Source organism: Sphingomonas sp. 2378 (genome assembly GCF_038084995.1).
Taxonomy (GTDB): Bacteria; Pseudomonadota; Alphaproteobacteria; order Sphingomonadales; family Sphingomonadaceae; genus Sphingomonas.
The window spans coordinates 1-14,518 of the sequence record NZ_JAXCMJ010000066.1 but is presented as its reverse complement, the minus strand read 5'-3'; the positions used below and the strand labels follow the sequence as shown (position 1 = coordinate 14,518).

The 14,518-nt window shown below is 67.1% G+C and carries 10 protein-coding genes; 6 read left to right on the top strand and 4 right to left on the bottom strand.

All coding sequences use genetic code 11. The features are described from left to right. Positions 1-156: 156 nt before the first annotated feature. From SM191_RS18520 to SM191_RS18510, 3 genes are all read right to left on the bottom strand, one after another. Complete coding sequence (locus tag SM191_RS18520) at positions 157-2,265, bottom strand: S9 family peptidase (RefSeq protein WP_341507492.1); 2,109 nt, start codon at positions 2,263-2,265, stop codon at positions 157-159. Between the two features lie 63 nt (positions 2,266-2,328). Beyond that, on the bottom strand, positions 2,329-3,465 hold the full coding sequence (gene nhaA / locus SM191_RS18515; RefSeq protein WP_341507491.1) for a Na+/H+ antiporter NhaA: 1,137 nt from the start codon (positions 3,463-3,465) through the stop codon (positions 2,329-2,331). Between the two features lie 184 nt (positions 3,466-3,649). Then, entirely contained in the window at positions 3,650-4,687 is a 1,038-nt protein-coding gene (locus tag SM191_RS18510) for an alpha/beta fold hydrolase (RefSeq protein ID WP_341507490.1), read from the bottom strand. A 115-nt stretch (positions 4,688-4,802) separates the two neighbouring features. Between SM191_RS18510 and SM191_RS18505 the strand changes: the two genes are divergently transcribed. After that, the gene (locus SM191_RS18505) at positions 4,803-5,705 is read left to right on the top strand and encodes a LysR family transcriptional regulator (protein WP_341507489.1); all 903 of its coding nucleotides are present in this window, start codon (positions 4,803-4,805) and stop codon (positions 5,703-5,705) included. On the opposite strand, the gene SM191_RS18500 is transcribed toward SM191_RS18505, so the two are convergent. Next, positions 5,676-6,884, bottom strand: coding sequence for a cation:dicarboxylate symporter family transporter (locus tag SM191_RS18500; protein WP_341507488.1), 1,209 nt, complete (start codon positions 6,882-6,884; stop codon positions 5,676-5,678). The two genes, SM191_RS18505 and SM191_RS18500, sit on opposite strands and share 30 nt — an antisense overlap. A gap of 251 nt (positions 6,885-7,135) precedes the next feature. On the opposite strand from SM191_RS18500, the gene SM191_RS18495 reads away from it, so the two are divergent. The 5 genes from SM191_RS18495 to SM191_RS18475 all read left to right on the top strand — a co-directional run bounded on the left by SM191_RS18495 (position 7,136) and on the right by SM191_RS18475 (position 14,228). Continuing rightward, positions 7,136-7,927: a substrate-binding domain-containing protein gene (locus SM191_RS18495; protein ID WP_341507487.1), complete on the top strand. Its 792-nt coding sequence runs from the start codon at positions 7,136-7,138 to the stop codon at positions 7,925-7,927. After that, on the top strand, positions 7,924-9,249 hold the full coding sequence (locus SM191_RS18490) for an MFS transporter (RefSeq protein ID WP_341507486.1): 1,326 nt from the start codon (positions 7,924-7,926) through the stop codon (positions 9,247-9,249). The genes SM191_RS18495 and SM191_RS18490 overlap by 4 nt, the downstream gene beginning before the upstream one ends. Before the next feature lie 59 nt (positions 9,250-9,308). Beyond that, entirely contained in the window at positions 9,309-10,805 is a 1,497-nt protein-coding gene (locus SM191_RS18485; RefSeq protein WP_341507485.1) for a porin, read from the top strand. 61 nt (positions 10,806-10,866) lie between these two features. After that, positions 10,867-12,348, top strand: a complete 1,482-nt coding sequence (locus tag SM191_RS18480) for an MFS transporter (RefSeq protein WP_341507493.1) — start codon at positions 10,867-10,869, stop codon at positions 12,346-12,348. A 197-nt stretch (positions 12,349-12,545) separates the two neighbouring features. Next, a complete protein-coding gene (locus SM191_RS18475) occupies positions 12,546-14,228 on the top strand; it encodes an alpha-L-fucosidase (RefSeq protein WP_341507484.1) in 1,683 nt (560 codons plus the stop codon). Positions 14,229-14,518: the final 290 nt, after the last annotated feature.

The window sequence follows — 14,518 nt, the reverse complement described above, 5'->3', positions numbered from 1 at the left end:
GAGTAGCCGGGGGCCTTCGCGGCCTGCCCTCCGCAGGCAGGAGGAAGCCTAAACGAATGCTCTTCTTGCCCCCCTCCCGCCTGCGGGAGGGGGGCAAGAAGAGCATTCGTTTAGGCTTCCTCCTGCCTGCGGAGGGCAGGCCGCGAAGGCCCCCGGCTACTCCCCCGTCACCCCCAATTGCGACAGCATGAACGCCTGCCACTCCGCATTCTGGCGGATACGCTCGAACCGCCCGGATTTGCCGCCATGCCCGGCCTCCATATTCACCCGGAAGACCAGCGGATTGGCATCAGTCTTCTTCTCGCGCAGTTTGGCGACCCATTTGGCGGGCTCATAATATTGTACCTGGCTGTCCCACAGGCCGGTTCCGACATAGAGCGAGGGATAGGGCTTGGCCGCGACATTGTCGTAGGGCGAGTAGCTGAGCATGTAATCGTAATAGGGCTTGTTCGCCGGATTGCCCCATTCGTCATATTCGAAGGTGGTCAGCGGGATCGAGGCGTCGAGCATCGTCGTCACCACGTCGACGAACGGCACCTGCGCGATGATGAGCTTGTAATCCTGCGGCGCCATGTTCGCGACCCCGCCCATCAACAGCCCGCCCGCGCTGCCTCCCATCGCCGCGACCCGGCCCGGTGCCGCATATTTCTGCGCGACCAGATAGCGGGTGACGTCGATGAAGTCGGTGAAGCTGTTCTTCTTGTTCAGCAGATGGCCGTCATCATACCATCCGCGCCCCATCTCCTGTCCGCCGCGAATATGCGCGATGGCATAGACCACCCCCCGGTCGAGCAGTCCGATGCGCCCGGCATCCACCGAAGGATCGGTCGAGATGCCATAGCTGCCATAGGCATATTGGAAGAGCGGCGCGGTGCCGTCGCGCTTCATGCCCTTGCGATAGACCAGCGAGACGGGAATGCGCGCGCCGTCGCGGGCGGGGGCCCAGACCCGTTCGGTCACGTAGAGCGAGGGGTCGTAACCCGGCACGGGCGTCACCTTCAGCGTCCGGCGTTCGCCCGTCCGCGCGTTCACCTCTAGGGTGGTGGTCGGCGTGACCAGCGAGCCATAGGTGTAGCGGACCCAGGGCGTGTCCGGTTCCTCATTGGTGGACAGCGCCATGCGATAGGCGGGCTCGTCCGCCTTGACGGGGATGGAGCGCCCCTGATCGGTCAGCAGACGGATCATCCGGTTGCCGCCCTCGCGCTGGTCGATCGCGACGAAGCCCAGGAACGGCTTGAAATCCTCGATGAACACCGTGTCGCTGCCGGGCACCAGGTCGCGCCAGGCGGCCACGCCCTTCGGCGCGTCCCCATCGGCCAGCGTCACCAGCTTGTAGTTCTTCGCGCTCCGGTTGGTGCGGATGATCCATCGCCCACCCAGATGATCCGCGCCGTAGCGGAACTCGCGCTCGCGCGGCGCGATGACGGTGAAGCGCGTCGGGGCGGTGGCGGGGGCGCAGCGCTGTTCGTCGCTGACCGTGCTCTGGACGCTGATGCAGATATAGCGATCGTCGGTCGTCCGGCCGATTCCCATCTGGAACGTGTCGTCCTTCTCCTCGTACAGCAGGCGGTCGGTGCTGACCGGCGTGCCCAGCACATGCGCCATGACCCGATAGCCGCGCAGCGTCGTCGGGTCCTTGGCGATGTAGAGGATGGTGCGATTGTCGGCCGCCCAGACGATGTTCGGCTCAATGTTCGAGATCGTGTCCGCATGGATGCGACCGGTCGCGATGTCCTTGACCTTCAGGACATATTGCCGTCGTCCGACCGTGTCCTCCGCCCAGGCGACCAGCCTGTTGTCGGGGCTGACCGACCAGTCGGACAGCGAGAAGAAATTATGGCCCTTCGCCATGGCGGGCTGGTCGAACAGCATGACGGCGGGCGCTGTCGGGCTGCCCTGGCGACGCTCGATCAGCGGATAGTCCGCCCCCGTCGCGAAGCGAGAGGAGTACCAATAGCCGTTCTTGGCGTACGGAACGCTGCTGTCGTCCTGTTTGATATGCGCGACCGTCTCGTCATACAGCTTGGCCTGGAGCGGCTTGAGCGACGCCAGTTGCGCATCGGCATAGGCGTTCTCGGCATTCAGATAGGCGAGCATCTCCGGGTTTTTCCGGGTGTCGTCGCGCAGCCAGTAATAATCGTCCTCGCGCGCGCCATTGGGGGAGGTGACCTGAAAAGGCTTCCTGGCCACGACCGGCGGCGTCGCCTGTTGGGCGGAGACGGGCATCGCCAATGCCACCAGACTCGTTGCCGCCAACCACCGCATCGCCATTCCCCCTCGCATTTCGAAGCGGGCAGGATGACCGCCCGGCGGAGTACAGGCAAGCGCTTATCGGGCGGCGCGTCGCAGGACCGCGAACCCCAGCAGGCCCGACAGGAGGGAACCCGCCATCACCCCGAGCTTGGCCTCCGCCTGGAGCAGCGGATCGCCGGGAAAGGCGAGCAGGGTGATGAAGATGCTCATCGTGAACCCGATGCCGCAGAGGAACGCGGTCCCCAATATCTGCATGCGGCTGGCGTGCGCGGGGGCGTCGGCCAGCCCGGTTCGGATCGCCAGCAGCGTCATGCCGAACACCCCCAGCAGCTTGCCGACCAGCAATCCCGCACCCACGCCCAGCGTCACGGGCGACGACCATGCGCTCGCTGGCAGACCCAACACCGGCACCCCGGCATTGGCGAGGCCGAAGACCGGCAGGATCAGGAAGCCGACGGGCTTGTGCAACACCTGTTCCAGCCGGTGGAGCGGGCTGTTTTCCGCGTCGCCGATCGGAATGACGAAAGCCAGCAGCACGCCCGCAATGGTCGCATGAATGCCCGAGCGCAGCATCAAGACCCATAGCACGGCCCCGACCAGCAGATAGGGGGAGAGTCGCCGCACCCCCATGCGGTTGAACGCGACCAGCAGGAGCAGCATCGCTGCGGCGCCCGCCAGATCGACGACCGAGAGCGAAGTGGAATAAAAGGCCGCGATCACGGCGACCGCGCCCAGATCGTCGATGATCGCCAACGCCGCCAGAAAGACGCGCAGCGAGGCGGGCACCCGGTCGCCGACCAGCCGGATGACCGCGAGCGCGAAGGCGATATCGGTCGCCGCCGGGATCGCCCATCCCGATGCGGTGCCGCCGCGATTGAAGCTGAGATAGAGGAGCGCGGGCGCGATCATCCCGCCCAGTGCCGCCAGTCCCGGCAGGATGCGCCGCGGCCAGGTGGACAATTGCCCGTCCACCATCTCGCGCTTGATCTCCAGCCCGACCAGCAGGAAGAAGATCGCCATCAACCCGTCATTGATCCAGTGGCTCAGCGACAGGGGGCCGAGATGCCGATGGAGCGCCGCCTCATAGGCACCGGCGACCGGCGAATTGGCCAGGATCAACGCCAGCGCCGCCGCCGCCATCAGAACGAGGCCGGAGGAAGTCTGGGAGTCGAGGAAATGACGGATCGCGCCGATGCGCCTGGGTTGGGTCATGGAGAGGATTCCGGCAAGTCTGGTCCTCGCTGGCGGCCCGACCAACGACCATCCTGCCCGCCTTTCGTCAGCGGACACCCTGTGGTTCCTGTCGCATCTTGCCCACGCGGGGGCAATCAAATCCTCTCCGGCACGGGGAGGATGGCCGCAAGGGGGGACCTGTGTGAAGCCCCCTCCGTCAGCGCTATGCGCTGCCACCTCCCCGTGCCGGGGAGGGGCGCTGTGATCCGGCGTTTTCGTCCGTCCTGCTTCGTGTGCAGACGATGCCGATCGCCGCCGCGACCAGTCCGGCGGCGGCGACGCCCGCTGCGATCCTGGTAGCGCTCGGCCCCTTGGCCGTGCCCCCCGCATCGGCGAACAGGTCTAGCAGATGCCGCGTCACAGCCTCCGGGTTCTCGCGCTGCGGGAAGTGGCCGACGCCGGGCAGTTCGACCATCTTGAACGGCCCGCCGAATTTCCCCGGCACCTCGCGCGCGGTGGAGGGCGGGTTCACGCCATCGACCTCGCCATGCAGGTACAGCGTAGGAAGCGACAGCGTCTTCGTCGCCTTCACCCGGTCGGCCAGCCAGGCTCCCCGCGGGTCGGGCTGTGCCTCGTCCCAGCGCGCGCGGTAGCTGTGGATCGTCACCGCAGGCCAATCGGGATTGTCGAAGGACCTGGCCACCCGGTCGAAGGTCGCTTCATCGAACCAGCCGGGCGGCGACCAGTTGACCCAGTGGATATGCGCAAAGCCGCGCCGGTCGTCGCGCACCGCCTGCGCGCCGCGCCGGGTCGCCATGAACCAGTGATACCATTGCCGCTGCGCCTGATCGAAGGACGGGGTCGGCATCCCGCCCAGACGCGGCGGCGTGCTGAGCATCGCCAGCCGCCGGACCCGGTCGGGCCAGCCCACCGCCAGCGCCTCCGCTATATTGGAGCCCCAGTCATGCCCGGCGACCATGAACCGGTCGATACCCAGCCCGTCCATCAGCGCGATCGCATCCAGCGCCAGGATCGCGCTGTCCCCGGTGCGCGGCGTGTGGTCGTGCCGGAACCGCGTCGCGCCGAACCCGCGCAGGGTCGGCACCACCACGCGCAGACCCGCCTGAGCGAGCCGGGGCGCGACCCTGTCCCAGGTCGATGCATTGTCGGGCCAGCCATGCAGCAGCAGGACGACGGGCGCGCCCTCCGGTCCGTACAGGTCATAGGCGATGGTCAGGTGGTCGGTGGAGATCGTCGGCATGGATCGGTAACCCTCGTCCCTCCACCCCGTTCCGCCGATGGTATGGCGATCAGGGGCCAAGCGGGGCTTATGCGCGGCGGTCGTCAACCGTCGCGGGGGATGCTAGCGTGACACCATGATCCCGCTGAACTGCGAGCTTCTGGATTTGCGCGCGCTGGTCGCCATCGCGGACGGCAAGAGCTTCCTGCGTGCCGCCGAGCAACTCAACCTGTCGCAGCCCGCGCTCAGCCGCCGCATCCAGAAGCTGGAGGCGACGGTCGGTACGCCCCTGCTGGAGCGGACGACGCGCAGCGTCCGGCTGACCCCGGCGGGGCAGGAGATCGTGCCGCTGATCCGCCGCCTGCTGGAGGAGATGGACGGATCGCTGCTCGGCATGATGGCGTTGGGCGAGCGGCAGGCGGGACGGCTGACAGTGGCCAGCATCCCCAGCGCGACCGTGCGCTTCCTGCCCGATGTCTTGGAGCGGTTCGCGCAGGAATATCGCAACGTCCGCGTCCGGGTGCTCGACCTGTCGGCGACCGAATGTGCCGAGGCCGTGCGGACCGGCGAGGCGGAGTTCGGCATAACCTTGCCCGTTACCTCGGATGGCGATCTGGTGTTCGAGCCGCTGACCGACGATCCCTATGGCCTGGTCTGTCGGCGGGACGATCCGCTGGCGACGATGCCGGACCCGAGCTGGTCGGACCTGTCCGGGCGGCGGCTGGTAACGGTGCATATGGGCAGCGGCAACCGCACCGCGCTGGAGGCCGGGCTGGCGCGGGCGGGGGTGGAGTTGCGCTGGTTCTATGAGGTGACGCGGCTGACCTCCGCGCTCGCCCTGGTGCAGGCGGGGCTGGGGCCGTCCGTCTTGCCGCAACTCGCCTGTCAGGGGCCGGATGCGCGCGATCTGGTCTGGCGGCCCCTGAAGGGAGCGGAGGTGACGCGGACCATCGGTGTGTTGCGGCGCTCCTCCGCGCCGCTGTCGCCCACCGCCTCGCGACTGATGGCGTTACTCGCGGCCGCCTGGATCGGCGCTTAGCTGCCCGCCGCTCCAGCGCGTGACGATCAGCGACGCCGCGACATTGGCGGTGCCGCTGGTCAGCGCCCGGATTTCCGACAGGAAACGGTCGACCGCGATCAGCATCGCGGCGGCCCCGACCGGCACGTCCGGCAGCAGCGACAGGGTCAGCAGCAGCGCCGAAAAGCCGCTGCCCGTCACGCCCGCCGCCGCCTTGGAGGTGATGAGCATCACGCCCAGATACACCATGATCCGCTCCGGCGAGAGGGCCACGTTCAGCGCCTCGCCCAGGAACAGCGTCGCGACGACCAGATAGACCGCCGTGCCCGCCAGGTTGAGCGAATAGCCCAGCGGCACGGTCAGCCCGACCACGCTGCGCGGGCAGCCCAGCGCCTCCAGCTTCAGGATCAGGCGCGGCAGCACGACCTCGGTGGAGGAGGTGCCCAGCACGATCAGGATTTCGTCGCGGAAGGTGTGGAGCAGAGTCCGGGCGCGCAGGCCCGTCGTCACCCGCACCGTCAGCACCAGCGCGGCGATCAGCAACCCGCAGGCCAGCGCCAGCGTCGCGATCAGCAGCCCCAGCGAGCCGATAAAGCCGATGCCGTACGTGCCCACCGTATAGGCGATGGCCCCGAACGCCCCCACCGGCGCGGCGCGGATCAGGAAGCCGAAGATCGCGAATTGCAGCCGGGTCAACGCCTCGATCGCACGGACGATCGGCGCGCCCGCCTCGCCGATGCGCAGCAGGCCAAAGCCGACCAGCCCGGCGACGAACAGCACGGGCAGCACGTCACCCGCCGTGAAGGCGGAGAACAGGGTATCGGGCACCATCCGCACCAGGAAGTCGCCCGGCCCGGTGATGTGCCGTCCGGCCAGTTGCCGCTGCACCTCCGCCGCCGCATCGCCATAAGCGGGCAGGGGAAGGCCTTGCCCCGGCTGCATCGCCAGCGTGACGGCCAGGCCGATGCCGAGCGCGGCGACCGTGATGCCGAGGAATATGATCAGGCTGCGGAGCACCGTCGTACCCGTATCGCGCGCCGCGCCGTGGCGGACGATCCCCTCGACGATGGTGCAGAACAGCACCGGCGGCACCATCATCCGCATCGCCTTCACGAACGCGATGCCCAGCGGCCCCAGGTCGCGGCCGAAGGCGGGCGCCAGCGCGCCGATCGCGGTTCCCGCGACGATCGCCAGCAGCATCTGGGCATAGAGATGGCGGAACGCCCGCAGCGCAACTCTCCTATTGATGCGCCTGGCGCATAAAGCGGACCAATCATTGCATTTGATCGGATGGCCGCCGGTGGTGCTTATTGGCGCGTAAGGCGTGGCGGCTCAAGCCTCCGCCTCACAGAGAACCTGCGAGAAGCAGGACGGAAGAGAGGTTTCCGATGAAAGATCACCCATTCCAGCCAAAGGCAGGGCGTCCGCGATCCATCGCGCGGCGCAGTGCCATGCGTGCCGCGTTGCTGCTCGGGCTGGCCTTGTCCGGTCCCGCCTTCGCGCGCGAGCCCAAGTCCGTCGCGGTCCGCGAACTCCATGTGGTCACCTCGGGCGGGTTTACAGCCGCGTTCGAGGCGCTGGCCAGGAAATATGAGCGCGACACCGGCGTCCATATCGTCACCGAACACGGCCCCTCGATGGGCGACACGCCGCAGGCGATCCCCAACCGGCTCGCCCGGCATGAGGATGCCGATGTCGTGATCCTGGCGCGCAGCGGGCTCGACAAGCTGGAACAGGCGGGCAGCGTGACCTCCGGCACCGTCACCGATCTGGGACTGTCCAAGATCGCGGTGGCGGTGAAGGCGGGGGCTCCCACGCCCGATATCAGTACGCCGGATGCGGTGCGCGACACGCTGGTCAATGCCAAGTCGGTCGCTTGGTCGGACAGCGCTTCGGGCGTCTATATCCAGTCGGTGATGCTCGACAAGCTCGGCATCGCCGACCAGGTCCGCCCCAAGGGCCGCATGATCCCCGCCACCCCGGTGGGCCGGATCGTCGCGCAGGGGCAGGCCGAGATCGGCTTTCAGCAGCTCAGCGAGTTGAAGCCCGTTCAGGGCATCCGCATCATCGGCCTGCTTCCCGACTCCTTGCAGAAGGTCACCCCCTTCTCGGCGGGCGTCGTCGCCTATTCCCCCCACCAGGCCGAGGCCAGGGCGCTGATCGCCTATCTGTCATCCCCCAAAGCCTATCCGATCATCCGCGACAGCGGATTGGAACCCGCTTCGCAAAAGGCCAAGCCATGACCCAGGCAACCGCAAGCTTCGCCGCCGCCACCCCGGCGGCGGCCCCCATTTCGGCCGAACGCCGCAAATCCGCCTTCAAGTCGATCTTCATCGTTGCCAGCGGCAACTTCCTGGAGATGTTCGACTTCATGGTGTTCGGTTACTATGCCACCTATATCTCCAGGGCGTTCTTTCCGACCGGCAGCGAGTTCGCCTCGCTGATGCTCACCCTGATGACCTTCGGCGCGGGGTTCCTGATGCGGCCCGTGGGCGCGCTGGTGCTGGGCGCCTATATCGACAAGCATGGGCGGCGGCAGGGCCTGTTGTTGACGCTGGGCCTGATGGCGCTGGGGACGCTCGCCATCGCGATCACCCCGACCTATGCGCAGATCGGCGTCGCCGCGCCGATCATCATCCTGCTCGGACGCCTGGTCCAGGGGCTGTCGGCGGGCGTCGAGGTCGGCGGCGTGTCGGTCTATCTCAACGAGATCGCACCGCCCAACCGCAAGGGCTTCTTCTGCTCGTGGCAGTCGGCCAGCCAGCAGGCGGCGGTGGTCTTCGCCGCGCTGATTGGGCTGATCGTGTCGACCAGCCTCGATCCCGTCACGATGCAGGCCTGGGGCTGGCGCATCCCCTTCATCATCGGCTGCGTGATGATCCCGTTCCTGTTCGTCATCCGTCGCCACATGGAGGAGACGGAAGTCTTCCTGAAGCGCAAGGAGCATCCGCAGCTTTCGCAGATCATCCGCACCATCGGCGGCAACTGGGGCGTGGTGCTCCAGGGCGCGCTGATGGCGGTGATGACGACCGTCTTCTTCTACATGATCACCGCCTATACCCCGACCTTCGGCAACAAGGTGCTGTCACTGACGCCGGGTTCGGCGCTGTTCGTGACCGCGTGTGTCGGTGTCACCAACTTCGTCCTGCTGCCTGTCATGGGCGCGCTGTCGGATCGGATCGGGCGTCGGCCGCTGCTGATCACCGCGACGCTGCTCGGCGCGATCCTGGCCTATCCGCTGATGAGCTGGCTGGTCGCCGCGCCCAGCTTCGGCCGGCTGCTGACGGTCGAGCTGCTGCTCGCCGCCATCTATGCCACCTATAACGGCGCGTTCATCGTGTACCTGACCGAAGTCATCCCGGCGCATGTCCGCACGGTCGGCTTCAGCCTGGCCTATAGCCTGGCCACCGCGATCTTCGGCGGCTTCACGCCCGCCATCAGCACCGCGCTGATCGGCGCGACCGGCGACAAGGCGATCCCCGGTGCCTGGTGCGCCGCCGCTGCTCTCCTGTCGCTGCTGGCGCTGGTCATCGGGTCGCGGCTGACCAAGCGCGAAGTGCGCTGACCCTATCGGTCGAGGCGGCGGCCACGGAGCCGCCGCCCGCCATAAGAGAGGATGCCGTCATGTATCGAGGAGCCATGCTCGCCATGGGCCTGTGTGCCGCCATGCCCGTTGCCGCCCAATCGCGGGAAGACGATGTCGCCCGGCTGACCCGTCTGGTCGAGCAGCAACAGGCGCAGATCACGCGGCTGGAGGCACGACTGGCGGCAATGGAAGGCCAGAAGGTCGCCGCGACCCCCACGCCGCTGGGTCAGCCGCTGGCGTCCGAGGCGCATCCCGCGCCCCCGCCCCAGGTGGCGGGCCAGACCGTCAGCCCGCCGCGCCTTCCGTTCCCGCTGGGACAGGCGCTTCCCTCCGACGCGCATCCGCCTTCGCTCGACGCGCGGCTGGCGCGGATCGAGAAGGCGCAGAAGGACGGCGTCCATGTCGACTGGTCGAAGGGCACGCCGGAGTTCACCAGCACCGACGGCAAATTCTCGTTCCGGCCGCGCGGGCGCATCCTGATCGACCTGGGCACGACGATGGGCAGCGACGTCGCCGCGCGCAACATCACCACGACCCAGGCCCGCTCGCTGCGGCTGGGGTTCGAGGGTTCGGTGGGGCAGCACCTGTCCTATCTGCTGGAGGGGGATTTCGCCGACAACGACATCGCGATCAAATCCGCCTATCTGGCCTGGACGACCGGCTTCATGGGCCAGCAGGCCGAGTTCGCGCTGGGCAACCGGCTGAACGATCGCGGGCTGGACGGGTCGAGCGGCACCATTTCGGTGCCCTTCCTGGAGCGCAATTTCGTCGGGCAAGGGATCATCCCCGTACGCGGCTTTTTCGGGCTGGGCGCGGCGGCGCGTATCTATGGCGATGGCTGGCATGTCGGCGTGCAGGTGTCGGGCGACGACATCAACAATCCCGGCACCGCCGGCGACGGCCTGACCATCGGCGCGCGGGCGCACTGGAACCCGGTGAAGACGGCGGACTGGCTGCTCCATCTGGGCGTATGGGGCTTTCACGAGGATCTGGCGACCGACGTGGCTCGTCCGACCCGCGCCATCGCGGTCGGCGGCTTCTTCAACGACAATCTGCGGATCTCGGCGGGCAGCTTCGCCAATGCCCGGTCGGGCGACGGCTATGGCTTCGAGCTGGGGGCCTTCCACAAGTCGCTCTGGGCTTACGGCGAATATGGCTCCCGGACGCTGCGTAACGTCACAGGCTCGACCGACCAGAATGCCTGGGCGGCGCAGGGCGGCTGGTTCCTGACCGGCGAGACCCCGCCTTACCTGACCCGTGGCGGTGTATGGAGCCGTCCGCGCGTCCTGCGGCCCTTCACCTCGGGCGGTAGCGGCGCGGTGGAGTTGGCGACGCGGTACGAGGAACTGGATTACAGCGACAATCCGACCGCCGGGCGCGGCACCGCGCTGACACTGGGGGTGAACTGGTATCTGAACAATTTCGTTCGGCTGCAATTGAATGCCATCGACTGGTCGGTCGCGAACCCGGTTGCGGGGCGGCTGGCGAAGGACCATGGCCAGACCTTGATCGGACGGGCGCAAATCGCGTTCTAGGGGATGGGGCGCGCAGGACGAATGGAACGAGATGCGGTGGAGACGACGTAATTTGGCCTCGATGAGCGCGGACGTGAATGACGGGCTCGCCCCCGGTGTGGAGGCGGTGACCAGTGGTGCACGTTCCTCGGTGCCGGTGCAGACGCGCGGCTACCGCGTCATCGCGCTCGTCGTTGCCTCCGCGCTGTTCATGCAGCAACTGGACGGCACCGTCCTGACCGTCGCACTGCCGACCATGGCGCGGGACTTGGCGACGCCCGCGACCAGCCTCAGCCTGGCGCTGACCAGCTATTTGCTCGCGCTCGCCCTGTTCATCCCGGCGAGCGGTACGCTGGCCGACAAATTCGGGTCGCGGACCGTCTTCTGCTCGGCGATCGGTATCTTCCTGCTGGGCTCGATCCTGTGTGCCCAGTCGGGGACGCTCTACACTCTGGTCGCCGCGCGCTTCTTGCAGGGGATTGGCGGCGCGATGATGGTGCCGGTCGGGCGGCTGGTCCTTCTCCGCAGCGTCGCCAAGGAGGACATGGTGCAGGCGCTGTCCTGGCTGGTGATGCCCGCGCTGATCGGGCCGATCCTGGGGCCGCCGCTGGGCGGGTTCATCGTCACCTGGCTCGACTGGCGCTGGATCTTCTATCTCAACATTCCGATCGGCATCATCGGCATGGTGGGGGCCTGGATGCTGGTGCCCGAGGTGCGCGGCGACGCACGGACGCGCTTCGACGTGTCGGGCTTTTTCATGTCGGGCGTTTCGCTCGGCTGCCTGCTCTTCGGCTTCGAGCTGGCGAGCCGTCCGGGGACGGGCTGGGTGGCGCTGGTCCTGCTGATCGTCGGCGCGGTGTTCGGCTGGATCTATATCCGCCATGCCCGGCATACCCATGACCCGATCCTCGACCCGACCTTGATGCGCGTCACGACCTTTCGCCTGTCGGTGATCGGCGGGTCGCTGACCCGGATCACGCAAGGGGCGCAGCCGTTCCTCCTCCCGCTGATGTTCCAGCTCGGCTTCGGGTTGAGCGCGGCCAAGACGGGGACGATCACCATGGCGGGCGCGGTCGGCGCGCTGGCGATGAAGGCGCTGGCCCCGCGCGTCCTGCGTCGCTGGGGCTTTCGCCAGAGCCTGATCGTGTCGGGGCTGGTCAGCAGCGCAGGCTATGCGACCTGTGCATTCTTCCGGCCCGACTGGCCGATCCCGCTGATCACCTTCGTCCTGGCGCTGTCGGGCTTCTTCACCTCGTTCCAGTTCACCGGGTTCAACGCCATCGCCTATGCCGATGTGGACAAGGAGCGGATGAGCGCGGCGACCAGCTTCTATGCGACCTTTCAGCAACTGACCCTGTCGCTGGGTATCTGCACCGCCGCGACCGTGCTGGAATTGGGGACGCTGATCGAGGGGAAGGGCGGGCCGACGCTCAACAGCTTCTCGGCGGCGTTCCTGGTGGTGGCGGCGATCTCCACCTCGGCGATCATCTGGAACCGCCGCTTCGCCCCCGATGCGGGCGCGGCGATGAGCGGGCATCATGAGGCGAGGAGCGACGGGGACTGACGATCCACAACACCGCTTTCCTCGAACAAACGGTGGCGACAAGGCTTGCCAAGGACCGCCGTTCTCGCCTAGCTTTGCATATGCAATAACGCATTTGCATATGCGAGAATGAGATCGGCGTGCTTTGCGGGTGAGCCGGCATGGACGGGAACCGCACGCGGCGGCGCGGGCGGGCGCTCAGGTCAGGAGAGGCGGATATGAAGACGACGAGACGGGAGATGATCGGCGGCAGCATGGCGGCGGCGGCGCTGGCCCCGGCGGTGGCATCGGCGGCGACCTTTGCGCAGCAGATGGGGGCGGGACGTGCGCTCAGGGTTCCGCCACCGGCGCGCTTCACCGCGGACTGGGAGTCGCTGACCGCCGGGTACAGCGTGCCCGACTGGTTCCGCGACGCCAAGTTCGGCATGTGGGCGCACTGGACCGCGCAATGCGTGCCCGAGGCGGGCGACTGGTATGCCCGCAACATGTATCTGCCCGGCACCCGTGCTTATGAGCATCATGTGAAGCATTACGGCCACCCGGCCGATGTCGGCTTCATGCAGATCCAGAATATGTGGAAGGCCGATCGCTGGGACCCGGGCCGGTTGCTCGATCTCTACAAGAAGGCGGGCGCACGATACTTCATGGCGCTGGCGAACCATCATGACAATCTCGACGCCTATGACTCGCGCTATCATCCCTGGAACACGACGCGGGTCGGCCCGCGCAAGGATATCGTCGGTACCTGGGAAAAGGCGGCGCGCGAGCGGGGGATGCGCTTTGCCGTGTCCAACCACTCGGCCCATGCCTGGCACTGGAACCAGCCCGCTTATGGCTATGACCCCACCGGCAAGCGCGCGGGCGAACGCTATGACGCATGGAAGCTGACCGCGGCGCAGGGGCGCGGGCAATGGTGGGACGGGCTGGACCCGCAACAGCTTTATGTCGGTCGTCACATGCCCATGCCGGACGGCATCCGCACGGTGGAACAGGCCAATGCCTGGCACGACGCCACCGACCTGTTGTGGAACGAGGGCGTACCGGCGGGCACCGACTTCGCCGCCAACTGGCTGCTCCGCGCCAAGGACCTGGTCCAGAAATACAAGCCGGACATGGTCTATTTCGACAATTTCGACCTGCCGCTGGAGAGATACGGGCTGGAGTTCACCTCTTGGTTCTACAACCAGTCGATGCAGTGGAACGGCGGCAGGCTGGAAGCCGTGGTGACGGGCAAGATGACCCCGCCGCAGCGGCGCATGGGCATCGTCGACGACGTGGAGCGCGGCGGCAAGAATTATATCGAGCGCTTCCCGTGGCAGACCGACACCTGCATCGGCGGCTGGCATTACGACATCGATCACTATCGGAACGACAGTTACAAGTCGGCGGCCAACGTCCTCCACACGTTGTGCGACGTGGTGTCGAAGAACGGCAATCTGATGCTGTCGGTGCCGATGCGCGGCGACGGGACGATCGACGACAAGGAGGAGAAGGTCGTCGAGGAGATCGCCGACTGGATGAGCCGCAACGGCGAGGCGATCTATGGCAGCCGCCCGTGGAAGATCAATGGCGAGGGGCCGACCAAGGCCAATTCCGGCCTGTTTTCCGAGGGCGGGCCGAAATCGGCCTATACCGCCAAGGACGTCCGCTATGTGACGCGGAACGGCAATCTCCATGCGCTGGTGCTGGGCTGGCCGGAGGACAATGTCGCGCGGATGACCCTGCTGGGCAGCGACAATCCCAGCATGCCGGGGCAGATCCGCCGTATAACGATGCAGGGCGACAACAGCCCGCTGCCCTTCAAGCGGACCGGCCAGGCGTTGGAAGTCACCCTGCCCGAACGCGCCCGCCATCCTATCGGCGTCGCGCTGATCATCGCGGGCGAGGGGGTGACCGCCTGAGTTCGCCGGGGAGGCGGGGTATGTCGCCCCCTCAGGTCTGCAAATTCCTCCCCTGTAAGGGGAGGGGGGGCCATGCGAAGCATGGTGGAGGGGTGTGACCGCTCGCGAGCCGCGATACGGTCAGCGGCGACACCCCTCCGTCAGGCCTGACGGCCTGCCACCTCCCCTTGCAGGATTCCTCTGCGAAACGTCTGGCAATGAGGATGGTTGAGTGATTCACTGTGCGGGCAGGAGGGCATGGTGATGGTCGAGCAGCGATCGCTGGTGGAAGCGTTGATGGATCCGCGCTT